Here is a 23,368-nt window from a genome sequence, read left to right as displayed (position 1 = left end):
CACCGGTCCCAGGGGCCCCGCGAGGGGCGGTCGGGTCACCCGTCGGCCCCGGCGGCTCGGAGCAGCTCCAGCACCTCGTCGACGACCGCCGGCCCGGCGCCGGGAGCGGCTCCCGCCCGGCCGCGGGCACTGGCCACCCGGGCGATGTCCAGCGCGCTGGCGCCGTCGGCGGTGGTGGCGTCGACGTCGGCCCCGGCCGCCAGCAGCAGCTGCACGGTGGCCGGCGCGCCCTCGCCCGGGCCGGCGACCGCGCTGTGCAGCGGTGTGCGGCCGCTGTCGGGGTCGCGGGCGTCGACCGGGACGCCGGCGGACAGCAGCAGGCCGACGACCGGGGCCGCCCCCGCCGCCGCCGCGGCGTGCAGCACCTCGCCGTCCGGTGCCGCGCCGCGGCCGAGCAGCAGCCGCACGGCGGGCGCCGAACCGCCCCGGGCGGCCCAGCCGAGCAGGCTGGTGCCGACCGCCGGGGACCGCAGCGGGGCGCTGGTGTCCAGCTGCGCCAGCAGTGCCGGGACGTCGCCGAGGAACGCGGCGGTGCCGGCGTCGACCGGGACGCCCAGGCCGCGCAGGACCGCGACCAGCTCCGGGGCGTCCACCAGCGCGACCTGCAGCGGGGTGCGGCCGTCCCCGGTGGTGGCCTGCACGTCGGCGCCGGCGCCGACCAGCTCGGTCACCACCTCCGCCCGGCCCGCCGCGACCGCCAGGTGCAGCGGCGTCCACCCGTCCTCGCCGGCGCGTTCCACGGTCGCGGTGAGCAGCGTGGGCTGCTCGGTGATCGCGGCGCGCACCTCGGCCGTCTGGCCCGCATCGATCAGCAGTCCCAGTCGCTGGGCGGTCATCCGGGTGGTCATTGGACCTCCTGTCCCCGGCCCGGAGGCCGGCTCGGCCGGGCTGATCGACGGTTGGACGAGCCCGGTCAGACGACGTCGCGGCGCACCGCGAGCAGCGTGCCCAGCACCGCGGCGACGAGGCCGTACCCGAGCAGCAGCAGGCCGCCCTGCCACTGGTTGAGCAGGTCGGGACCCTCGTTCACGGCGGTGAGGGCGGCCGCTGCGCCACCGGGCAGCCACTTGTAGACGTCGGCGGTGGCCGGGATGCCGCCGATGATGCTCTCGATGATGAACAGGTAGACCAGCGAGCCGACGATCGCGCCCACCTGGTTGCGGAACAGCGCGCCGACCCCGACCCCGATGACCGCGTACAGCACGATCGAGACGGTCGCGCCGATCAGCACCTCGAGGTTGTCACCGGTCAGCGACGGCGCGGAGCCGCGCGCCCCGGCGTAGACGACGACGACCACCACGGCCACCGCGCAGGCGGCCAGCGCGAACGGGATCGCGGCCACCAGGTAGGCGATGAGCTTGGCGATGACGACCCGGCCGCGGTGCGGGGTGGCCAGGAAGGTGGGGGTGGCCGTGCGGTGCCGGTACTCCTGGGTCATCCCGATGATCCCCAGCACCAGCGAGAGGATAGCGGCCTGGCCGGCCGCTCCCAGGGCCAGCTGCTCGTACATCGGGGTGCCGATCGGCGCCGGGCCGCCCTCCTGCCCGGCGAGGCCGGTGAAGAGGGCGGCGAAGCCGCCGGCAAGCACGCAGGCGCCGACGAGCAGCCCGATCCAGACGCGGGTGGTCAGCAGCTTGAGCCACTCCGCGCGCACCAGCCGGGTCATCGGGCCGTCCCCTCGGTCTGCGCCGGGGAACCCGCGGCGTACTGCTCCTGCCCGGCGGTGAGCCGGAAGTAGACCTCCTCGAGGCCGCTGGTCTGCGCACGCAGCTCGCGCAGCTCGATGCCGCCGGCGAAGGCGTGGTGGCCGACCTCCTCGGTGGCCATCCCGCCCACGGTCACCCCGTCGTGCCCGGTGGGCGTCACGGTGGCGCCGGCGGCGCCCAGCAGCTGGGCCAGCTGGGCCACCCGGGGGCTGCGGGCCAGCACCGTGCCCCCCGCGGAGCCACCGCGCAGGTCGGCCAGCGAGCCCTCCCGCACCAGCCGGCCGGCGCCCACGATGACGACCCGGTCGGCGGTCTGCTCCACCTCGGCGAGCAGGTGGCTGGAGACCAGCACCGTGCGGCCCTCCTCGTGCGCCAGGTGGCGCAGGAAGCCGCGCAGCCACTGGATGCCCTCCGGGTCCAGCCCGTTGGCCGGCTCGTCGAGCACCAGCACCTGCGGGTCGCCCAGCAGGGCGGTGGCCAGCCCCAGGCGCTGGCGCATGCCCAGCGAGTAGCCGCCGGCGCGGCGTCTGCCCGCCGGCCCCAGCCCGACCCGGGCCAGCGCCTCGTCGGCGCGGGAGGCCGGCAGCCCGGCGGCGGCGGCGTAGACGCGCAGGTGGTCCCGGCCGCTGCGGGCCGGGTGGAACGCCGTCTCCAGCACCGCGCCGACCCGGCGCAGCGGGTCGTCCAGCTGGGCGTAGGTCGTGCCGTTGAACGTGGTCGTCCCGCCGTCGGGGGTGATCAGGCCCAGCGCCATCCGCAGCGTGGTGGTCTTGCCGGCGCCGTTGGGGCCGAGGAAGCCGGTGACCTGGCCGGGCTCGACGGTGAAGCTCAGGCTGTCGACGGCGCGCACCGCGCCGAAGGACTTGGTGAGGCCGCGGACCTCGACCCGCACGGGGTCGGTCGCGACGCTGCTCGGGCTGGCGATCTCGGGCTCCTGTGGTCGGCGAGGGGTCGTCGGGGCGCGCACTCCGCGGGCCATCCAAGCGCACTGCTCGTCCTCGCGGCAGCCCGCCGGGCCCGGCGCGGCGGAGCCGGGTGCCCGGCGGGCGTGACCACGGCCACCGTGCGCCGGCGGGCGTGACCATGAGCACAGTGCGGTCGCCGGGTTGGTAGGTTCCGCCCTCGTGAACGCCTCCCGCACCGCCGCCGGGCGGCCGCGGAACCCGCGGGCCGACCGCTGACGGAGACCGGCCCGGGGGAGCCGGCCGGACGGCCGGCGGCTGCCCGGGAGGAGCTCGAGCGGCTGCTGCTCGGCGGGCCCCGCAGGTACACCCGGCGGCAGGTGGCCGAGCTGGCCGGGATCCCGGCCGAGCGGACCCAGCGGCTGTGGCGGGCGCTGGGCTTCGCCGACGTCGCCGACGACGACCCGGCGTTCACCGACGCCGACGTGACCGCGCTGGCCCGGCTGTCGGCGCTGATCGACTCCGGCTTCGTCGACCCGCAGAACGAGGCGTCGATCGCCCGGGCCATGGGGCAGGCGCTGTCCCGGCTGGCCGACTGGCAGACCGACATGCTCGCCGCCCGCCTCACCGAGGCCGGCACCGAGGCCGGCACCGAGGCGGGCACCGAGGCGGACCCGGCGGAGGTCGAGGCAGCGGTGCTGCGCTCCACCGAGGCGTTGCTGCCGCTGATGAGCGAGCTGCAGGACTACGTGTGGCGGCGGCACCTGGCGGCGAACGCCGGGCGGCTGGTGCGCTCCTCCGGCGCCGACCGCCGGGAGCTCGCGGTGGGCTTCGCCGACCTGGTCGGTTACACCTCGCGCAGCCGCGGCATGGGCGGCCGGGAGCTGGGCGTCATGGTGGAGGACTTCGAGGGCCTGGCCGCCGACGTCATCGCGCGGTACCGCGGCCGGGTGGTCAAGACCGTGGGCGACGGGGTGCTGTTCACCTGCGCCGACGCCGTCGACGCGGTCGAGATCGCCCTGCGGCTGCCGGTGGAGTGGTCGGCCGACGACCGTCCGCCGCTGCGGGTGGGGGCGGCCTACGGCCCCGTGCTCACCCGGCTGGGCGACGTCTACTCCCCGGTGGTCAACCTGGCCAGCCGGCTGACCTCGATCGCGCGGCCGTCCTCGGTCCTGGTCGACCATGAGCTGGCCCGCCGGCTGCTCGGCTCGCCGGCCTACCGGGTCCGCCCGCTGCGGCAGGTGTCGGTGCGCGGCTACGACCAGCTGCAGCCCTGGCTGGTCCGCCGCCGCGAGGAGGGCGACCCGCCCGGCGTGGCCGCGCTGGAGGAGCTGCTCGACGAGATCGCCCGGGACGTGCTCGGACGCGGGACGGACGAGCCACCGGCCGACGGGGCCTGACCCGGGGGAGCCCGGTCGACCGCCGTCCGGGGCGGTGGGCACCATGTGCGGGTGTCCGCCACCCTGCTGGCCCGCGGCCTCGCCGCCGGCCACGGCGCCCGTGTCCTGTTCACCGACCTCGACCTCGTCGTGGCCCCTGGCGACGTCGTCGGGCTGGTGGGGGTCAACGGCGCCGGCAAGTCCACCCTGCTGCGGACCCTGTCCGGGCAGCTGCCCGCCGAGGCCGGGGACGTCGCGCTGTCCCCACCGTCGGCCACCGTGGGGTACCTGCCCCAGGAGCACGAGCGGCGTCCCGGTGAGACGGTGCTCGACGCCCTCGCCCGCCGGACGGGGGTGGCCGCCGCGCAGCAGGCGCTGGACGCCGCCACCGACGCGCTGACCGCGGGGGAGGCCGGCGCCGACGACGCGTACGGCGACGCGCTCGAGCGGTGGCTCGCCCTGGGCGGGGCCGACCTCGCCGAGCGGGCCGATGAGGTGGTGGCCACCGTCGCCCCCGGCGTCGCCCTGGACGCCGCGATGACCGGGCTGTCCGGCGGCCAGGCCGCCCGGGTCGGGCTGGCCTCGCTGCTGCTGTCCCGCTACGACCTGCTGCTCCTCGACGAGCCCACCAACGACCTGGACCTGGCCGGGCTGGACCAGCTGGAGCGCTTCGTGGGCGGGCTGCGTGCGGGGGTGGTGGTGGTCAGCCACGACCGTGAGTTCCTGGCCCGCACCGTGACCCGGGTGGTCGAGCTCGACCTCGCGCAGCAGCTGGTGCGGGTGCACGACGGCGGCTACGAGGCCTACCTGACCGAACGGGAGGTGGCCCGCCGGCACGCCCGCGAGGAGTACGAGGAGTTCGCCGACACGAAAGCCGGCCTGGAGGCGCGCGCCCGGATGCAGCGCAACTGGATGGCCAAGGGCGTCCGGGACTCGATCAAGAAGTCCAAGGACGGCGACAAGCACATCAAGGCCGCCAACCGGTCGTCCTCGGAGAAGCAGGCGGCCAAGGCCAAGCAGACCGAGCGCCGGATCGAGCGGCTGGACGTGGTCGAGGAGCCGCGCAAGGAGTGGGAGCTGCGGATGGAGATCGCGGCCGCCCCCCGCGCCGGCGCCGTGGTCGCCACGTTGCGCGGCGCGGTGGTGCGCCGCGGCGACTTCCGGCTGGGCCCGGTCGACCTCCAGGTCGACTGGGGCGACCGGCTGGCGATCACCGGGGCCAACGGCTCGGGCAAGAGCACCCTGCTCGCCGCCCTGCTCGGCCGGTTGCCGCTGGACGCCGGCGCCGCCGCCCTGGGTCCCGGGGTGCGGCTGGGGGAGGTCGACCAGGCGCGCGGGCTGTTCCTCGGCGACGAGCCGCTGGCCGCAGCCTTCGGCCGGCAGGTACCCGACCAGCCCGACGCCGAGGTGCGCACCCTGCTGGCGAAGTTCGGGCTGCGCGCCGACCACGTGCTGCGCCCGGCCGCGACGCTGTCCCCGGGGGAGCGGACCCGGGCGGCGCTGGCGCTGCTGCAGGCCCGCGGGGTCAACGTGCTGGTGCTCGACGAGCCGACCAACCACCTGGACCTGGTGGCGATCGAGCAGCTGGAGCAGGCGCTGGCCGACTACCCCGGCACCCTGCTGCTGGTGACCCACGACCGGCGGATGCTCGAGGCGGTGCACACCACGCGCCGGCTGCTGGTCACCGACGGCGTCGTGCGGGACGTCTGACGCGGGGTTCCCTCGGGGACGACGACGCCCGCCCGGCCAGTGGCCGGGCGGGCGGTGTCGGTGCTGCGGTGAGCCTGGGGCTGTGGGTGCCCCCGGCAGGATTCGAACCTGCGCCCCTGCCTCCGGAGGGCAGTGCTCTATCCCCTGAGCTACGGGGGCTCGTTCCGCGGCGCCCGATCGCGCGGCGCCGGAGGAAAAGCTACCAGCCCGGGTGACCGGCGCCGGCGGTGGGGTCAGGGGAAGGGGAGCGGTTGCGCCCCGCGGGCGCGGAGCATCGCGACCATCGTCGCGGTCTCCGCCGACTGGCTCTGCGCGATCGACTCCGCCAGCCGCCGGACCGCGGCCACCTGGGCGTGCTCCGCGCCGTACTCGGCCATCTCCAGGCCGCCCTGGTGATGCCGGGTCATCAGCTGCAGGAAGAGCGTGTCGAGCTCGGTGCCGGTCGCGGCGCGCAGCTGCGCCAGCTCGGCGTCGGTCGCCATCCCGGGCATCAGCGCCGCGCCCTCCTCGTCGCCGTGGCCGGAGTGGTCCATCCCGGCCATCGCGCCGTCGTCCATCCAGCCCATGACCTCACCGCTGGTCAGCGGCAGGTCCCACAGCGACAACCAGCCCTGCATCCGGCCGACCTGGTTGGTCTGGGTGGCCGAGATGTCGAAGGCGAGCTGCTGCACCTCCGGGTCGTCGCTGCGGGTCAGCGCGAGGTTGGCCATCTGCACCGCCTGGAGGTGGTGCCGGGACATGTCCCGGGCGAACCCGGCGTCCACCGAGTCCGCCGCCGGGGTCTCCTCCGAGCCGATGCCCAGCGCGACGGCCAGCCCGCCGCCGGCCACCAGCATGCCGACGGCGATCACGCTGACCAGCAGGGCGGTCAGCCAGCGCGGCCGTCCGGGGGTGGGGTGCTCGGTGGTCGGTGCCGTCATCAGGGCGTCGTCGTCTCGCCGCCGTCGGCCGGGGCGGAGTCCACCGGGGCGTCGCTGGGCACGTCGGTCATCGACTGGTCGCCGGCGCCGGCGTAACGGCTGGCGTCGTCGACGGTGAGCGGGTCGCTGAGGAACGTCGGGTTGTCGCAGCTGGCCCCGGGCTCGGGGTGGAACTCGGCGTTGAGGGTGAAGAAGTCGACGTACTGCTCGATCCGCTCGTCGGTGGCGGAGTCGACCGTCAGCTGGTGGTTCCAGGACTGCAGGCTGATCGGCGCGCCCTGGCCCGGCCACGGGGAGAGCATCAGCCCGGCGCGGCCATCGACCAGCTCCGCCAGCGTGGCGACGTCGTCGTCGCTGACCAGGTCGGGGTCGTAGGTGATCCAGGTCGAGCCGTGCTCGAGGCTGTGCACCGCGTTCTCCGGGCGGATCTGCACGTCGTAGACGGTGCCGGTGCAGTCGGCCCACTCGTTGTCGTGCGGGCCGCCCACCGGCGGCGTCTCGACGTAGTCGACCCCGGTGACGACGTGCTCGGCGCCGGCGTACTCGTAGGTCTGCAGCCCCTCGAGCTGGTCGGCCGAGGTGATCCGGTTGGCGTTGGACCGGTTCACCGTGATGACGGCGTAGGTGAGGATCGCGGCGGCGAAGACGGCGACGGCGATCGCCGCGGCGATCAGCCCCCACGGCCGCTGCGGCGTGACCACGTTCGCCGGCGGGCGGGTGCGCCCCCGGCCGCCGGACCGCTGGGCCCCCGACCCCCCGCGGGAGGCGCCGCCCGACGGGCGACCGGTTCCGGGCTTGGGGTCCTTGGCCAACTGCCTCTCCTCGCTGCGGTGCTGCTCCACGGGTGCCTGGTGCCCCGCGCGTCGCTGCCGGGACCTGGCCCGGGCGGGGCGAGTGTAGGTCGCCGAGCTGTGCGGATCCTGGACGTCGACCGGCCCCGCCGAGGTGCCCCGGCGCACAGCCCGGCGGGCAGGTCGGAACGGGGATGCCCGGCTCCGTACGATCGAGCGGTGACACCCGAGCAGCTCAGTGACGTCGTCCGGTCCGCTGTCGCGGCGGTCGTGGAGCGCGGCGACCTCGCCGTCGCCGTCCCGGGGGACGTCGTCATCGAGCGCCCGAAGAACCCCGAGCACGGTGACTACGCCACCAACGTGGCGCTCCGGCTGGCCAAGCCGGCCGGGCGGCCGCCGCGCGAGGTGGCCGAGGTGCTGGCCGCGCAGCTGCGCGAGCACGAGGGCGTGGCGGCGGTCGACGTCGCCGGCCCCGGCTTCCTCAACGTCACCCTCGCCAAGGACGCGCTGGGGCAGATCGCCGTCCGGGTGGTGACCGCGGGGGAGGCGTACGGGCGCACCGAGGTGCTGGCCGGGCAGCGGCTGAACCTGGAGTTCGTCTCGGCCAACCCCACCGGCCCGGTGCACATCGGCGGCACCCGCTGGGCGGCGGTCGGCGACGCGCTGGGCCGGCTGCTCACCGCCAGCGGCGCCGAGGTCTCCCGCGAGTACTACTTCAACGACGCGGGATCGCAGATCGACCGGTTCGCCCGCAGCCTGCAGGCCGCGGCGCTCGGCCGGCCGGTGCCGGAGGACGGCTACGCCGGTGACTACATCCGCGAGATCGCCGACCAGGTCGTCGCCGCGGAGCCGGGCGTCCTGGAGCTGCCCGCCGAGGAGCAGCAGGAGCGGTTCCGGGTGCGCGGCGTCGAGCTGATGTTCGCCGAGATCAAGCGCAGCCTGGCCGGGTTCGGCGTCGTCTTCGACACCTACTTCTCGGAGAGGACGCTGCACGACAGCGGCGCGCTGGAGAAGGCCGTGGCCCGGCTGCGGGAGCAAGGCCACGTCTACGAGTCCGACGGCGCGGTGTGGCTGCGGACGACGACCTTCGCCGACGACAAGGACCGGGTGCTGGTCAAGAGCGACGGCGAGCCGACCTACTTCGCCGCCGACTGCGCCTACTACCTGGACAAGCGGGAGCGCGGCTTCGACAAGGTCGTGATCATGCTCGGCGCCGACCACACCGGCTACGTGGGCCGGTACAAGGCGCTGGTCGCGGCGATGGGCGACGACCCGGCCACGAACCTGGAGATCCTCATCGGCCAGCTGGTGAACCTGGTCCGCAACGGCGAGCCGGTGCGGATGAGCAAGCGGGCCGGCACGGTGGTCAACCTCGAGGACCTGGTGGACGCGATCGGCGCGGACGCCGCCCGGTACGCCCTCGCCCGTGCCTCGGTCGACCAGCAGATCGACCTGGACCTGGACGCGTGGACGCGGAGGACCAACGACAACCCGGTCTTCTACGTCCAGTACGCCCACGCCCGGATCGCCTCCCTGCTGCGCGGGGCGGCCGACCTCGGACTGCCGCTGGGGGAGCCCGGTGGGGTCGACACCGCGCTGCTGGAGACCCAGCGGGAGAGCGACCTGCTGCGGGCGATCGCGGAGTTCCCGCAGGTGGTCGCCTCGGCCGCCGAGCTGCGCGCGCCGCACCGGGTGGCCCGGTACCTGGAGGAGCTGGCCGGCACCTACCACCGCTTCTACGACTCCTGCCGGGTGCTGCCCCGCGGCGACGAGGAGGCGACCCCGGTGACCACCGCCCGGCTGTGGCTGTGCGCCGCCACCGCCACGGTGCTGCGCAACGGCCTGGGCGTGCTCGGCGTCTCCGCTCCGGAGCGGATGTGAGGGCGCACCCGGCCGGGCCGCTGCACGGGACGCTGACGCCGCCGCCGGCGGCGGGCGCCCCGCCCACGGACCTCGGCGCGCTCGACCCGCACGTCTGGCCGCGGTCGGCCACCCGGGTCGACGGCGAGCTGCACCTGGGTGGCCGGCCGGTCACCGAGCTGGCCCGGGACCACGGCACGCCGCTGTTCGTGCTGGACGAGGGCGACTTCCGCGGCCGGGCCGCGGACTTCGCCACCGCCTTCGGCGACGCCGACGTGCACTACGCCTCCAAGGCCTTCCTGTGCGGGCAGGTGGCCCGCTGGATCGCCGACGACGGCCTGTTCCTGGACGCCTGCAGCGGCAACGAGCTCGCCGTCGCGCTGGCCGCCGGCTTCCCCGCCGGGCGGATCGCGCTGCACGGCAACAACAAGTCCCTGGTCGAGTTGCAGCTCGCCGTCGACGCCGGGATCGGGCACGTGGTGCTCGACTCCTTCGACGAGATCGAGCGCCTGGTGCCGCTGGCCGAGGCCCGGGTCGCCGGTGGCGGCGCGCCGGTGGCGGTGCTGATCCGCTCCACCGTGGGCATCGAGGCGCACACCCACGAGTTCATCGCCACCGCGCACGAGGACCAGAAGTTCGGTTTCTCGCTGGCCACCGGCGACGCGCTGACCGCCGCGGTCCGGGTGATCCGGGAGCCGGCGCTGCACCTGGCCGGCCTGCACAGCCACATCGGCTCGCAGATCTTCGACACGGCCGGGTTCGAGGCCGCTGCGCACCGGGTGGTCGGCCTGCTCGGCCAGGTGCACCAGGCCACCGGGGAGGTGCTCGGTGAGCTCAACCTCGGCGGCGGGTTCGGCATCGCCTACCTGCCCGAGGACGACCCGGTCACCCCGGGCGACGTCGCGGCCCGGCTGCGCACGGTCGTCGCCGCCGAGTGCGCCCAGCTGGGGCTGCCGGTGCCCCGGCTGGCCGTGGAGCCCGGGCGGGCGATCGCCGGGCCGGGCACCGTGACGCTGTACGAGATCGGCACGATCAAGCCGGTCCGGCTGGGTTCCAGCGGCGCTCCGGGCGCCGCGCTGGTGCGCAACTACGTCTCCGTGGACGGCGGGATGAGCGACAACATCCGCACCGCCCTCTACGACGCCGCCTACACCTGCGTGCTGGCCAACCGCACCTCCGACGCCCCGCCCGCGCTGTGCCGGGTGGTGGGCAAGCACTGCGAGAGCGGCGACGTGCTGGTCCGCGACCTGTGGCTGCCCTCGGACGTGCAGCCCGGCGACCTGCTCGCCGTCGCCGCGACCGGCGCCTACTGCTGGTCGATGGCGAGCAACTACAACTACCTGCTCAAGCCGCCGGTCGTCGCCGTCCGGGACGGCGCCGCCACCGAGATCGTCCGGCGGCAGACACTGTCCGACGTGTTCGCCCTCGACGCGGTCCTCGCCGACGTCCCCGCCCCCTCGCCGGCGATCGACCAGCCGGCCCCCGAGCACCCCGCTGGAGCCCGCTCGTGAGTGACTCCCTGAAGGTCGCCCTGCTGGGCTGCGGCACCGTCGGCAGCGCCGTGCTGCGGCTGCTGTCCGAGCAGGCCGACGACCTCGCCGCCCGCGTCGGCCGGCGGGTCGAGGTGGTCGGCGTCGCCGTCCGCCGCCCCGACCGGCACGCGGGAGTCCCCGCCGAGCTGCTCACCACCGACGCCGAGGGCCTGGTCACCCGGGACGACGTCGACCTGGTGGTCGAGGTGATCGGCGGCATCGAACCGGCCCGCACCCTGCTGCTGGCCGCCATCGGCGCGGGCAAGTCGGTGGTCAGCGCGAACAAGGCGCTGCTGGCCGAGGACGGCGTCGCGCTGCACGCCGCGGCCGCCGAGGCCGGGGTGGACCTGTACTACGAGGCGGCGGTGGCCGGGGCGATCCCGCTGCTGCGCCCGCTGCGCGAGTCGCTCGCCGGGGACCAGCTGCGGCGCGTGGTCGGCATCGTCAACGGCACGACGAACTACATCCTGTCCCGGATGGCGGAGACCGGCGCCGGCTTCGGCGAGGCGCTGGCCGAGGCGACCGAGGCCGGGTACGCCGAGGCCGACCCGACCGCCGACGTCGACGGGTTCGACGCCGCGGCGAAGGCGGCCATCCTCGCCTCGCTGGCCTTCCACTCCCCGGTGCGCTCCTCCGACGTGTACCGGGAGGGGATCGCCGCGGTCTCGGCCAGCGACGTCGCCCGGGCCGCGGAGATCGGCTGCACGGTGAAGCTGCTGGCGATCTGCGAGCGGGTCGCGGGCAGCGACGGCGCCGACGACTCGATCGCCGTCCGGGTGCACCCGGCGATGATCCCGACCACCCACCCGCTGGCCGCGGTCGGCGGCGCGTTCAACGCCGTCTTCGTCGAGGCCGACGCCGCCGGTGAGCTGATGTTCTACGGCCAGGGTGCCGGGGGGCAGCCCACGGCCAGCGCCGTGCTCGGCGACCTGGTGGCGGTGGCGCGCAACCGGCTCACCGGCGCCGCCGGCCCGGGCACCACCGGCTACGCCGGGCTGAGCGTGCGGCCGATGGCGGAGACGCCCACCCGCTACCACGTCAGCCTCGACGTCGCCGACGTGCCGGGCGTGCTGGCGACGGTCGCCCAGGAGTTCGCCGCGCAGGGGGTCAGCATCGCCACCGTCCGGCAGGACGGCCACGGCGACGCCGCGACCCTGGTCATCGTGACCCACCGGGCGCCGGACGCCGCCCTGGCGACGACGGTGGGCCGGCTGCGGGAGATGGACGCCGTCCGCGGCGTGACGAGCGTGCTGCGCGTGGAGGGGCTGTCATGACGAGTGCGCTGCGGGGACCGGTCTCCCCGTTCTGGCCCGGGCTGATCGAGGCCTACCGCCACCGGCTGCCGGTGAGCGACAGCACCCCGGTGGTGACGCTGCAGGAGGGCGCCACCCCGCTGGTGCCGGCCCCGGAGCTGTCCCGCCGGACCGGGTGCGAGGTGTTCCTGAAGGTCGAGGGCGCCAACCCCACCGGGTCGTTCAAGGACCGCGGGATGACCATGGCGATCACCAAGGCGCTGGAGGAGGGTGCGCAGGCGGTCATCTGCGCCTCCACCGGCAACACCAGCGCGAGCGCCGCCGCCTACGCCGCGCGCGCCGGGCTGGTCTGCGCCGTACTGGTCCCGCAGGGCAAGATCGCCACCGGCAAGCTCGCCCAGGCACTGGTGCACGGGGCCAAGCTGCTGCAGGTCGAGGGGAACTTCGACGACTGCCTGGCGCTGGCCAGCAAGCTCGCCATCGACTACCCGGTGAGCCTGGTCAACAGCGTGAACCAGTACCGGATCGAGGGGCAGAAGACCGCCTCCTTCGAGATCGTCGACGTGCTCGGCGACGCGCCGGACATCCACTGCCTGCCGGTCGGCAACGCCGGCAACATCACCGCCTACTGGCAGGGCTACCGCGAGTACGCCGCCGACGGCCCGGCCACCCGCACACCGCGGATGTGGGGCTTCCAGGCGGCCGGCGCGGCGCCGATCGTCACCGGCAGGGTCGTCGAGCAGCCCAGCACGATCGCCACCGCCATCCGGATCGGCAACCCGGCGTCCTGGACCAAGGCGCTGGCCGCCCGTGACGAGTCCGGCGGCCGGATCGACGCGGTCACCGACCGGGCGATCCTCGCCGCCTACCGGCTGCTGGCCCGCTCCGAGGCGGTGTTCGTCGAGCCCGCGTCCGCGGCGTCGGTGGCCGGGTTGCTCCAGGTCGCCGAGGCCGGCGGGCTCGCGCCCGGCCAGCGGGTGGTCTGCACGGTCACCGGGAACGGCCTGAAGGACCCGGAGTGGGCGATCTCCGGCGCGCCCGCACCGGTCACCGTGCCGGTCGACGCCGCGGCGGCCGCCGCCCAGCTGGGCCTGGTCGCCGGTGGGTGAGGCCGTCCGGATCCGGGTCCCGGCGACCAGCGCGAACCTCGGCCCGGCGTTCGACTCCGCGGGTCTGGCGCTGACCTGCTGGGACGAGCTGGAGTTCGCGGTCACCGACGGCGGCCTGGCCGTCACCGTCGCCGGGGAGGGGGCAGCCGACCTGCCCACCGACGAGTCGCACCTGGTGGTGCAGGCATTCCGGGCCGCGAGCGCAGAGCTCGGCTGGTCGCCCGCGGGCCTGCGGCTGGCCGCGACCAACGGCATCCCGCAGGGGCGGGGGATGGGCTCCTCGGCCGCGGCGGTGACCGCCGGGGTGCTCGCCGCGTGGGCGCTGTGCCCCGACGTCGACGAGGTCGACGAGGCCGCGGTGCTGCGGCTGTGCTCCGCGCTCGAGGGGCACCCGGACAACGTGGCGCCCTGCCTGCTGGGCGGGGCGACGCTGTCCTGGACCACCACGGCCGGCGCCCGCGCGGTGCGGCTGGCGGTCCGGCCGCAGGTCACGCCGGTGCTGTTCGTGCCCGACGCCACCCTGTCGACCCACGTGGCCCGGGGGCTGCTGCCGGCCTCGGTGCCGCACGCCGACGCCGCCGCCAACGCCGGGCGGGCCGCGCTGCTGGTGCACGCGCTCACCGCCGCACCCGAGCTCCTGCTCGAGGCCACCGAGGACCGGCTGCACCAGGCCCAGCGCGCCCCGGCGATGCCCGGCAGCGCCGAGCTGCTCGGTCGGCTCCGCGACGCCGGACACGCCGCGGTGGTCTCCGGTGCCGGGCCGTGCGTGCTGGTGCTCGCACCCGGTGCCGAGGCGGTCGACGCGCTGGCCGCGCACACCCCGAACGGGTGGCGCTGCATGCCCCTCTCGGTGGACGGCGACGGCGCCGTCGTCAACGGGATGGGGCGTGCGGTACGGTTGTGATGCCCAGGAACACACTGGTGGCAGCCGGTGTTGTGGCGTATGTCAACCGGCATCTAGGCTGACGACGTAGCCGCCCCCGGGCGAGCCTCACGCGGGACGTTGCAGACGGACGACCCTCTCTCGGTGATCGTCTCCTCGATCCTCGGCCCGCATCCACAGACCCGACGCCTCCGCATGGTCGCCACGAGCCTCCGGGCTCCTGCCGCCTCCGGGACCGGGTCACCTCCTGCGCTGGTAGGCGCAGGTCACCGCAGGGAAGGACCTGTACGTGAGCGAGACCACCGACCTCATCGACGGCGAGCGCGACGCCGCCCCGTCCGACGAGGCAGCCGCCGGCAGCGGAACGGCCCCCCGTTCCCGCCGTCGCGGCAGCGGGCTGTCCGGCATGCTGCTCCCCGAGCTGCAGCGCCTGGCCGGCGAGCTGGGCATCCCCGGCACCGGGAAGATGCGCAAGAGCGACCTGGTCGCCGCCATCTCCGAGCGCCAGGTGAGTGCGCCGGCGTCCCCGGCGCCGGAGAGCCGAACCACCGACAGCCAGACCGACGCCCCGGCCGTCCCGGCGCCCCGCGCCGACGGCGGAGCAGCCACCTCGGCGGCGCCCCTCGAGGCGCCCGTGAGCGGCGGCGCCAACGGCGGCCCGGTCACCACCGGTGACGCCGACCCCGTCGAGACGGCCCCGACCGGCCGTCGCCGGCGTGCGGCGAGCCGTCCGGCCGGTGCGCCGGCCGCCGGCAGCGACGCAGCTCCGGCCGCGACCAGCACGGAGGCCCCGACCGCCGATGCCGGTACGACCGATGCCGGCACGACCGACGCCGGCACGACCGACGCCGGCACGACCGACGCCGGGACCACCGACGCGGGTACGACCGACGCCGGCACGACCGATGCCCCCGCCGTGGAGACGCCGCCGGCCGACGGGCGCACCGAGGGCGACCGCCCGCAGCGGGAGCGCCCCAGCCGCAGCCGCAACCGCGGTGACCGGGACGCCGAGGCGCCCCGTGAGGAGCGCGGCAACCGCGACTCCGGCACCCGCGAGGACCGTGGCCCCCGCGACTCCGGCAACCGCGAGGACCGTGGCAACCGTGAGGACCGTGGCCCCCGTGAGGACCGTGGCCCCCGTGAGGACCGTGGCCCCCGCGAGGACCGTGGCCCGCGTGAGGACCGCGCCGCCCGCACCGAGGGTGGCCGGGACGGCGAGGACCGCGGCGGCCGCAACCGCAACGACCGCGACAACGACCGCGACGGGGGCAACCGCGACGAGCGGGGCAACCGCAGCGGCCGCAACCGCAACGACCGCCCCGAGCAGCGCGACACCGGCCGGGGCAACGAGCGCACCGACGTCCGCAACGACGAGGACGACGACGACTTCGAGGGCAGCGGCCGCCGCCGGGGCCGTCGCTACCGCGACCGCAACCGCCGTGGCGGTCAGGCCACCGGCGGGCGCGAGCGGTTCGACCAGGGCGAGCCCACGGTCAGCGAGGACGACGTCCTGCTGCCGGTCGCCGGCATCCTGGACGTGCTGGACAACTACGCGTTCGTCCGCACCTCCGGGTACCTGACCGGCCCGAACGACGTCTACGTGTCGCTCTCCCAGGTGCGCCGGTACGGCCTGCGCCGCGGTGACGCGATCACCGGCGCCGTCCGTCAGCCGCGGGAGGGTGAGCGCAAGGACAAGTACAACGCGCTCGTCCGGCTCGACTCGGTCAACGGCATGGACCCCGAGCAGGCCCGCAACCGGCCGGACTTCACCAAGCTCACCCCGCTCTACCCGCAGGACCGCCTGCGGCTGGAGACCGAGCCGCACCTGATGACCACCCGCGTGATGGACCTGGTCATGCCGATCGGCAAGGGGCAGCGGGCGCTGATCGTCAGCCCGCCGAAGGCCGGCAAGACGATGGTGCTGCAGTCGATCGCCAACGCGATCACCACGAACAACCCCGAGTGCCACCTCATGGTCGTCCTCGTCGACGAGCGGCCCGAGGAGGTCACCGACATGCAGCGGTCGGTGAAGGGTGAGGTCATCGCCTCCACCTTCGACCGTCCGCCGGCGGACCACACCACGGTCGCGGAGCTGTCCATCGAGCGGGCCAAGCGCCTGGTCGAGATGGGCCACGACGTCGTCGTCCTGCTGGACTCGATCACCCGGCTGGGCCGCGCCTACAACCTGGCGGCCCCCGCCAGCGGGCGCATCCTCTCCGGCGGTGTCGACTCCACGGCGCTGTACCCGCCCAAGCGCTTCCTCGGCGCGGCCCGCAACATCGAGAACGGCGGCTCGCTGACGATCATCGCCTCGGCGCTGGTCGAGACCGGCTCGACGATGGACACGGTCATCTTCGAGGAGTTCAAGGGCACCGGGAACGCCGAGATCAAGCTCGACCGCCGGCTGGCGGACAAGCGGGTCTTCCCGGCCGTCGACGTCAACGCGTCGGGCACGCGCAAGGAGGAGATCCTCCTCTCGCCCGACGAGCTGGCGATCGTCATCAAGCTGCGCCGGGTGCTGTCGGCCCTGGAGCCCCAGCAGGCGCTGGAGCTGCTGCTCGACCGGATGCGGAAGACCCGCAACAACGTCGAGTTCCTCATGCAGGTGCAGAAGACGACGCTCGGCCTCGGCGACAAGGAATAAGCACCCCGTCCTCCCCACCCTTCGGACGCTCAGGGTGGGCCCCGGGACGGGGCCGAAGAGCCACGTACACTGGCCGATCGAGCCTCCGCTGCCGGGTCGTCCCCAGCTCCCGGCGGCGTCCGTTCCACTGAGACCACGAGACCAGAGAGAGGGTGCACGGCATGAAGGCCGACATCCACCCGGACTACCACGTCACCACGGTGACCTGCGGTTGCGGCAACACGTTCACGACCAAGAGCACGGCCGCCGGCGGCACGATGACCGTCGAGACCTGCTCCGCCTGCCACCCCTTCTACACGGGCAAGCAGCGCATCCTGGACACCGGTGGCCGCGTCGCCCGCTTCGAGAAGCGGTTCGGCAAGCGCGCCGCCGGCGCCGAGAAGTAGCACCTCCGACGGCGCCCGCGCCGCCCCTACGGGGGCGGGGCGGGCGCCGTCGTCATGTCCAGCCCCGCCTCCCGCGCTCCCGGTACCCGGGAGCGTCCCCGCGTCCCGTAGGTGGTCCCGTGAGCAGCAGTGACACCGGCAGCGACCGGCTGGCCGGACTGCTCAGCGAGCACGCCGAGCTCGAGCTGGAGCTCGCCGACCCGGCGGTGCACGCCGACACCGCGCGAGCCCGGCGGCTGGGCCGGCGCTACGCCCGGCTCGCCCCGGTGGTGGAGACCGCCCGCGCGCTGGACGCCGCCCGGGACGACCTGGCCGCGGCGCAGGAGCTGGCACCCGAGGACGCGTCCTTCGCCGTGGAGGCCGAGGCGCTCCAGCTCCGCGTCGCCGAGCTGACCCAGCGCCTCACCGAGCAGCTGCTGCCCAAGGACCCCGACGACGACAAGGACGTCATCCTCGAGATCAAGGCGGGGGAGGGTGGCGCGGAGTCGGCGCTGTTCGCCGGGGACCTGCTGCGCATGTACCTGCGGTACGCCGAGCGCCAGGGGTGGTCCACCGAGGTCCTCGACGCGGTCGACGCCGAGCTGGGCGGCTACAAGGACGTCGCGGTGGCGATCAAGGCCCGCGGCCCGGAGTCGGTCTGGTCCCGGCTGAAGTTCGAGGGCGGCGTGCACCGGGTCCAGCGGGTGCCGGTCACCGAGTCCCAGGGGCGCATCCACACCTCCGCGGTCGGCGTGCTCGTGCTGCCCGAGGCCGAGGAGGTCGACGTCAGCGTCGACCCCAACGACCTGCGGATCGACGTCTTCCGCTCCTCCGGCCCCGGCGGCCAGAGCGTGAACACCACCGACTCCGCGGTGCGGATCACCCACCTGCCCAGCGGCATCGTGGTCAGCTCGCAGAACGAGAAGAGCCAGCTGCAGAACCGCGAGTCCGCGCTGCGGGTGCTGCGCTCCCGGCTGCTCGCCGCAGCCCGCGACGAGGCCGCCGCGGCCGCCAGCGACGCCCGCCGCAGCCAGGTGCGGACCGTCGACCGCAGCGAGCGGGTGCGCACCTACAACTACGCGGAGAACCGCATCTCCGACCACCGGGTCGGCTTCAAGGCGCACAACCTCGACCAGGTGCTGGACGGCGAGCTGGACCCGGTGATCGACGCGCTGACCGCCGCGCACACCGCCGAGCTGCTGGCGGCCGGGTCCTGACCGCCGCCCGCACGCTGCTCGCCGACGCGACGCGCCGGCTCGCCGAGGCCGGGGTGGAGTCGCCGCGGGTGGACGCCGAACTGCTGCTCGCCGCCGTCCTGGGCACCTCCCGCGCCGCGCTGCTCACCGCCGGCGACGTCCCCGCGGCCGCCGCCGACCGGTTCACCGGCTGGGTCGAGCTGCGGGCCGACCGGGTGCCGCTGCAGCACCTCACCGGCACCGCCCCCTTCCGGCACCTCGAGCTCGCCGTCGGGCCCGGGGTGTTCGTGCCCCGCCCGGAGACCGAGCTCGTCACCGGCTGGGTGCTCGACCGGATCGCCGAGCAGGACGCACCGCTCGTCGTCGACCTGGGCACCGGCTCCGGGGCGATCGCGCTGTCGGTCGCGCACGAGCACCCCGGGGCCCGGGTGGTCGCCGTCGAGCGGGACGCCGGGGCGATCGAGTGGACCCGGCTCAACGCCCGCGCCCGGGCCGCCGCCGGCGACCACCCGGTCGACGTCCGGGCCGGGGACATGACGGATCCGCGGCTGCTCGCCGAGCTCGACGGCACGGTCGACGTCGTCGTCTCCAACCCGCCCTATGTGCCCGACGGCGCCGGGCTGCCCCGGGAGGTCGCCGACCACGACCCGCCGCTGGCGCTGTGGGGCGGGCCGGACGGGCTGGACGTCGTGCGGGGCCTGCTCGACACCGCCGCCCGACTGCTGCGGCCCGGCGGGTGGCTGGGCATCGAGCACGCCGACCAGCAGGGGGCCGCGCTGCCGGCGCTGGCCCGCGCGCACGGCGGCTGGACCCAGGTCACCGACCACGCCGACCTCGCCGGCCGGCCGCGCTACACCACGGCCCAGCGGGCGACGACGGGCTGACCGGGACCACCTGTGCACGGCACGCGGCCCCGGTGGAGCAGACTGCGCACTCGTGCCCGACGTCTACGACTGCAGTGACCCCGAGCGGCGCGAGCAGGGGCTGACCGCCGCGGCGGTCGCCGTCTCGCGCGGCGAGCTCGTCCTCGTGCCCACCGACACCGTGTACGGCGTCGCCGCCGACGCCTTCACCCCGGCGGCCGTCACCCGGCTGCTCGCCGCCAAGAACCGCGGCCGCAGCATGCCCACGCCGGTGCTCATCGGCGAGGCGTCCACCCTGGCCGGGCTGGTGAGCACCGTCCCGAAGGTCGCCCACGACCTGGCCGAGGCCTTCTGGCCGGGTGGGCTGACCCTGGTGGTCGAGCATGCGCCCTCGCTGGCCTGGGACCTCGGCGACGCGGAGGGCACGGTGGCCGTCCGCCTGCCCGACGACGACGTCGCCCGTGACCTGCTGCGGCGCACCGGCCCGCTGGCGGTCTCCAGCGCCAACCGCTCCGGTCGTCCGGCGGCGACCACCGCGGAGGAGGCGGTGGCCCAGCTGGGCGAGCACGCCGCCGTGGTCCTCGACGCCGGGCCGCGCGCCGGGACCGCGGCGAGCACGATCGTCGACTGCACCGCCCCGACCCCGCGGGTGCTCCGGCACGGCGCCATCGACGTCGAGCGGTTGCGCGAGATCGTGCCCGAGCTCACCGACTGATGAAGGACCCCGGTGCCCCCCACCGCTCGCAGGCTCGCGGCGGGCCCCTGCACCGGGGCCGGGCGCGCGGTTCACGGCGGTCTGCCAGGGGCGGGCCGCGGGTACGGGATACCGTGGCGTGTCAGCCGTGCGCCCCGTCCCGGGCGCCGGGGCGCCACGTCCCACCACCGCTCTGGAGTGCACCGCGATGACCCGTCCGGCCGGAACGCGCGCGACGGCGCGCTGATCGCATGCGCGAGTACGTCGTCGTCCTGCTCGCCGCGGGGCTGGTCACCTTCCTGGCCACCCCGGTGGTGCGGGTGGCGGCGGTCCGCTTCCGGGTGATGGCGGCGGTCCGCGACCGCGACGTGCACGTCATCCCCACCCCGCGGGGCGGGGGAGTGGCGATGTACCTGGGCGTGGCCGCCGGGGTGCTGGTCGCCTCGCAGCTGCCCTCGCTCCAGCGCAGCTTCGAGTTCAGCTCCCAGACGGTCGCCGTGCTCGTCGCCGGCGGGCTGATCTGCCTGCTCGGGGTCCTCGACGACCGGTTCGGCCTGGATGCGCTCACCAAGCTCACCGGTCAGATCGCCGCGGCCGGGGTGATGGTGCTGCTCGGCGTCCAGCTGGCGTACGTGTTCCTGCCGGTCGCCGACATCGGCACCCTGTCGCTGGGCCCGGACGTCGGGGTGCCGGCCACCGTGCTGCTCACCGTGCTCACGGTCAACGCGCTGAACTTCATCGACGGCCTCGACGGCCTGGCCGCGGGCGTCTCGGCGATCGCGGCGCTGGCCTTCTTCGCCTACAGCTACCACCTCGGCTACATCGGCTACGACGACGTCTCCAGCGCCCCGGCGCTGATCACCGCCGTGCTCGCCGGTGCCTGCCTGGGCTTCCTGCCGCACAACTTCAGCCCGGCCCGGATCTTCATGGGCGACTCCGGGTCGATGCTGGTCGGGCTGATGCTGTCCGCCGCCGCGGTCTCGGCCACCGGGCAGACCGACTCGCAGACCCTCGGCTCCGCGGCCAACCTGCTGCCGCTGACCCTGCCGCTGCTGGTGCCGGTCGCGGTGCTGTTCATCCCGTTCGTCGACCTGGTCATGGCGGTCGTGCGGCGCAGCCTGCGCGGGCAGTCGCCCTTCGCCCCGGACAAGATGCACCTGCACCACCGGCTGCTGTCCATCGGGCACTCGCACCGCCGGGCAGTGCTGATCATGTACTTCTGGGCGGCCCTGCTGAGCTTCGGCGCCGTCGCGCTGTCCATCACCGGCGGCACCGTCGAGGTGCTCGTGGTCATCGGGGCCCTGCTGGTCGTCGGGGTCGTCGTCGTCCTCAGCCCGCGCGCCCGGCGGGCCGCGATCGCCGCCCGCCAGGCCGAGCTCGCCGCGATGCGCGAGCGGAGCCGCACCGCCCACCCCGCCAGCCGCGCGGTGCGGGAGCGGGCGGCGTCCGACGCCGTCCCGACCACGACGACCGACGCCGTGCCGGCCACGACGCCTGACACCGTGCCGACGAAGGCCGGTACGGCCCGGCCGGCGGGGTTGCGCCGGTGACCGCGCCCTCTCAGCACCGGGACGAGGTGCCGTGGGACCTGTCGTTCCTGCGCATCGGCGTGCTGGTCACCACGGGGGTCGCCGCGGTCGCCGCACTCGTCGTCGGCCTTGCGCTGAGCTGGGCGGATGCGCTCTCGGTGCTCCTGGGCGCCGCGGTGGTCAGCTTCTTCTTCTGCGTCTCCGGTGCGGTGGTCGGCTGGGCCGGGCGGGTCGACGACACCTGGACGCTGCCGGCCGCGCTGGGGACGTTCGGGCTCAAGGCGCTACTGCTGTTCCCGCTGCTGACCCAGCTGCCGGAGGACGGCTGGCCGGACCGCCGGGTGATGGCCTGGACGGTGGTCGCCGGGGCGCTGCTGTGGAGCGTGGTGCAGCTGCGCTGGGTGTGGACCCGGCAGCTGTTCTACGTGCCCCCGCCCCCACCCCCGGGTGGGCCGGGCAACGGACCCGAAGAGACCGCGAAACGCGGCTGATAGTGTCCGACGCGATGGCCGAGGACATGCCCGTTCGCGGGGAAACCCGACCACGACCCGCTAATCCAGCTCGTCAGCCCAGTGGGGCGGACATGGGCTGGGCCGTCACCGGAACCATGATGTCCGGGATGGCTGTGTGGGGCGGGGCCGGGTGGCTGCTCGACCGGTGGCTGGAGACGATCTTCTTCCTGCCGGTAGGCGTGCTTCTCGGCGTGACGGTGGCCATCTACGTTGTGGTCAAGAAGTACGGCGCGCTCGACCCGGTCCCCGGGCAGAGCGCCAGCACCACCTCGGGCGGACGACGGAGCCGGCCCAGGACGCAGAAGGGACAACGGTGACCTCCAGCGCCCACGCGCTCGCCGACGTGCTCGCTGTGGAGAGCGACCCCGGCGGCGGCTTCACGCCCCCCGGCGTCGGTGAGTTCTTCCCGGAGACGCTCTTCGGCTTCTCGGCCCTCGGCATCCAGTTCGACATCGACCGGATCATCCTGGCGCTGTGGCTGGCCACCGCGGCGATCCTGGTCTTCCTGGTGATGTCGGCCCGCAAGGCCGCCGTGGTCCCCGGCAGGCTGCAGTTCATCGGTGAGTCGGGGTACTCGCTCGTCCGCGACGGCATCGCCCGCGACGTGGTGGGACCCAAGGGGCTGCCGTTCGCCCCGTTCCTCGCCTCGCTGTTCTTCTTCATCCTCGCGAACAACGCACTGGCGATCATCCCCGGGATCCAGATCTCCCCGATGGCCCGGTTCTCCTTCCCGCTGGTGCTCGCGCTCGTCTGCTGGGTCGTGTACATCGCCGTCGGGATCAAGAACCAGGGGCTGTGGCCCTACTTCCGCGACATCATGTTCCTGCCGGGAGTCCCGAAGGCCGCCTACATCCTGGTGACCCCGCTGGAGCTGCTGCAGAACTTCATCGTGCGGCCGTTCACCCTGGCGATCCGGCTCTTCGCGAACCTGTTCGCCGGCCACATGCTGCTGGTCACCTTCGCGCTCGGTGCGACCTACCTGTTCACGGTGGGCAACTACTCGATGGTCTTCGCTCCGCTGTCGGCGCTGATGGCGATCGTGATGACGTTCTTCGAGCTGCTCATCATCTTCCTGCAGGCCTACGTCTTCACGATGCTGATGGGCACCTACCTCAACGGTTCGGTCGAGGCCGCGCACTGACCTGAGCGCGGTGGCCGGCCCGGTTCACCCCACGTACTGCACCACCGCACGACCCCGCCAGCCGCCCGGTGACCACCGGGCGACCGACACAGGAGGAACACCCCGCAATGATCGAGGTTCTCGCAGAGCTCGAAGGCAGCATCGGTTCCGTCGGCTACGGCATCGCCACGATCGGCCCGGGCATCGGTGTCGGTCTGGTGTGGGCCGCCTACATCCAGGCCACCGCCCGCCAGCCCGAGTCCGCCGGCCTGACCCGCACCTACGCCTTCCTCGGGTTCGCGCTCGCCGAGGCACTGGCCCTGATCGGCTTCGTCGCCCCCCTCGTCTACGGCACCTGATCCGTACGCCACCCGCGTACGGTCATCGACTCCAGACAGGG

At 74.8% G+C, this 23,368-nt stretch carries 22 protein-coding genes and 1 tRNA gene; 17 read left to right on the top strand and 6 right to left on the bottom strand.

Features of this window, described 5'->3' with window-relative positions; translation table 11 throughout:
- Positions 1 to 35: 35 nt before the first annotated feature.
- The 3 genes from ACI79U_RS12435 to ACI79U_RS12425 form a co-directional block, all read right to left on the bottom strand.
- Positions 36 to 848 (bottom strand): ankyrin repeat domain-containing protein, encoded by an 813-nt coding sequence (locus tag ACI79U_RS12435; RefSeq protein WP_457067107.1) that lies wholly within the window; start codon positions 846 to 848, stop codon positions 36 to 38.
- A gap of 65 nt (positions 849 to 913) precedes the next feature.
- Positions 914 to 1,666 carry an ABC transporter permease gene (locus tag ACI79U_RS12430; protein ID WP_457067104.1) on the bottom strand — a complete coding sequence of 251 codons (753 nt, stop codon included), beginning with the start codon at positions 1,664 to 1,666 and terminating at the stop codon, positions 914 to 916.
- Positions 1,663 to 2,556, bottom strand: a complete 894-nt coding sequence (locus ACI79U_RS12425; protein ID WP_457067188.1) for an ATP-binding cassette domain-containing protein — start codon at positions 2,554 to 2,556, stop codon at positions 1,663 to 1,665. The genes ACI79U_RS12430 and ACI79U_RS12425 overlap by 4 nt, the downstream gene beginning before the upstream one ends.
- 432 nt (positions 2,557 to 2,988) lie before the next feature.
- Between ACI79U_RS12425 and ACI79U_RS12420 the strand changes: the two genes are divergently transcribed.
- Positions 2,989 to 4,008, top strand: coding sequence for an adenylate/guanylate cyclase domain-containing protein (locus ACI79U_RS12420; RefSeq protein ID WP_457067101.1), 1,020 nt, complete (start codon positions 2,989 to 2,991; stop codon positions 4,006 to 4,008).
- Positions 4,009 to 4,059: 51 nt separating this feature from the next.
- Positions 4,060 to 5,697, top strand: a complete 1,638-nt coding sequence (locus tag ACI79U_RS12415) for an ABC-F family ATP-binding cassette domain-containing protein (protein WP_457067099.1) — start codon at positions 4,060 to 4,062, stop codon at positions 5,695 to 5,697.
- A gap of 87 nt (positions 5,698 to 5,784) precedes the next feature.
- Here the strand turns inward: ACI79U_RS12415 and ACI79U_RS12410 are convergent.
- From ACI79U_RS12410 to ACI79U_RS12400, 3 genes are all read right to left on the bottom strand, one after another.
- A tRNA-Arg gene (locus ACI79U_RS12410) sits at positions 5,785 to 5,856 on the bottom strand.
- A 74-nt stretch (positions 5,857 to 5,930) separates the two neighbouring features.
- Complete coding sequence (locus ACI79U_RS12405) at positions 5,931 to 6,617, bottom strand: DUF305 domain-containing protein (RefSeq protein WP_457067097.1); 687 nt, start codon at positions 6,615 to 6,617, stop codon at positions 5,931 to 5,933.
- Positions 6,617 to 7,429, bottom strand: coding sequence for a DUF3105 domain-containing protein (locus tag ACI79U_RS12400; protein ID WP_457067095.1), 813 nt, complete (start codon positions 7,427 to 7,429; stop codon positions 6,617 to 6,619). The genes ACI79U_RS12405 and ACI79U_RS12400 overlap by 1 nt, the downstream gene beginning before the upstream one ends.
- 198 nt (positions 7,430 to 7,627) lie before the next feature.
- Here ACI79U_RS12400 and argS point away from each other — a divergent pair, with 198 nt between their 5' ends.
- The 15 genes from argS (at position 7,628) to atpE (ending at position 23,327) form a co-directional block, all read left to right on the top strand.
- Positions 7,628 to 9,289: an arginine--tRNA ligase gene (gene argS, locus ACI79U_RS12395; RefSeq protein ID WP_457067093.1), complete on the top strand. Its 1,662-nt coding sequence runs from the start codon at positions 7,628 to 7,630 to the stop codon at positions 9,287 to 9,289.
- A complete protein-coding gene (gene lysA, locus ACI79U_RS12390) occupies positions 9,286 to 10,779 on the top strand; it encodes a diaminopimelate decarboxylase (protein ID WP_457067091.1) in 1,494 nt (497 codons plus the stop codon). Before argS ends, lysA begins: the two co-directional genes overlap by 4 nt.
- A complete protein-coding gene (locus ACI79U_RS12385; protein ID WP_457067088.1) occupies positions 10,776 to 12,074 on the top strand; it encodes a homoserine dehydrogenase in 1,299 nt (432 codons plus the stop codon). The genes lysA and ACI79U_RS12385 overlap by 4 nt, the downstream gene beginning before the upstream one ends.
- Positions 12,071 to 13,162 carry a threonine synthase gene (gene thrC / locus ACI79U_RS12380; RefSeq protein WP_457067086.1) on the top strand — a complete coding sequence of 364 codons (1,092 nt, stop codon included), beginning with the start codon at positions 12,071 to 12,073 and terminating at the stop codon, positions 13,160 to 13,162. The genes ACI79U_RS12385 and thrC overlap by 4 nt, the downstream gene beginning before the upstream one ends.
- On the top strand, positions 13,155 to 14,066 hold the full coding sequence (gene thrB, locus ACI79U_RS12375; protein ID WP_457067084.1) for a homoserine kinase: 912 nt from the start codon (positions 13,155 to 13,157) through the stop codon (positions 14,064 to 14,066). Before thrC ends, thrB begins: the two co-directional genes overlap by 8 nt.
- A gap of 268 nt (positions 14,067 to 14,334) precedes the next feature.
- Positions 14,335 to 16,689 (top strand): transcription termination factor Rho, encoded by a 2,355-nt coding sequence (rho, locus tag ACI79U_RS12370; protein WP_457067082.1) that lies wholly within the window; start codon positions 14,335 to 14,337, stop codon positions 16,687 to 16,689.
- A 161-nt stretch (positions 16,690 to 16,850) separates the two neighbouring features.
- Positions 16,851 to 17,075 (top strand): 50S ribosomal protein L31, encoded by a 225-nt coding sequence (rpmE, locus tag ACI79U_RS12365; protein ID WP_457067080.1) that lies wholly within the window; start codon positions 16,851 to 16,853, stop codon positions 17,073 to 17,075.
- Between the two features lie 119 nt (positions 17,076 to 17,194).
- A complete protein-coding gene (gene prfA, locus ACI79U_RS12360; protein WP_457067078.1) occupies positions 17,195 to 18,271 on the top strand; it encodes a peptide chain release factor 1 in 1,077 nt (358 codons plus the stop codon).
- A complete protein-coding gene (prmC, locus tag ACI79U_RS12355; protein ID WP_457067185.1) occupies positions 18,268 to 19,134 on the top strand; it encodes a peptide chain release factor N(5)-glutamine methyltransferase in 867 nt (288 codons plus the stop codon). Before prfA ends, prmC begins: the two co-directional genes overlap by 4 nt.
- Before the next feature lie 52 nt (positions 19,135 to 19,186).
- Positions 19,187 to 19,828, top strand: coding sequence for an L-threonylcarbamoyladenylate synthase (locus ACI79U_RS12350; RefSeq protein WP_457067076.1), 642 nt, complete (start codon positions 19,187 to 19,189; stop codon positions 19,826 to 19,828).
- Between the two features lie 230 nt (positions 19,829 to 20,058).
- On the top strand, positions 20,059 to 21,357 hold the full coding sequence (locus ACI79U_RS12345) for a glycosyltransferase family 4 protein (protein WP_457067074.1): 1,299 nt from the start codon (positions 20,059 to 20,061) through the stop codon (positions 21,355 to 21,357).
- Entirely contained in the window at positions 21,354 to 21,827 is a 474-nt protein-coding gene (locus tag ACI79U_RS12340; RefSeq protein ID WP_457067072.1) for a hypothetical protein, read from the top strand. Before ACI79U_RS12345 ends, ACI79U_RS12340 begins: the two co-directional genes overlap by 4 nt.
- Positions 21,828 to 21,841: 14 nt before the next feature.
- On the top strand, positions 21,842 to 22,165 hold the full coding sequence (locus tag ACI79U_RS12335; protein WP_457072801.1) for an AtpZ/AtpI family protein: 324 nt from the start codon (positions 21,842 to 21,844) through the stop codon (positions 22,163 to 22,165).
- On the top strand, positions 22,162 to 22,989 hold the full coding sequence (atpB, locus tag ACI79U_RS12330; protein ID WP_457067067.1) for a F0F1 ATP synthase subunit A: 828 nt from the start codon (positions 22,162 to 22,164) through the stop codon (positions 22,987 to 22,989). Before ACI79U_RS12335 ends, atpB begins: the two co-directional genes overlap by 4 nt.
- Positions 22,990 to 23,096: 107 nt before the next feature.
- A complete protein-coding gene (gene atpE / locus ACI79U_RS12325) occupies positions 23,097 to 23,327 on the top strand; it encodes an ATP synthase F0 subunit C (RefSeq protein ID WP_014377627.1) in 231 nt (76 codons plus the stop codon).
- Positions 23,328 to 23,368: the final 41 nt, after the last annotated feature.

The organism is Modestobacter sp. SYSU DS0904, from assembly GCF_054051115.1.
This window is presented reverse-complemented; position numbering and strand designations above follow the sequence as displayed.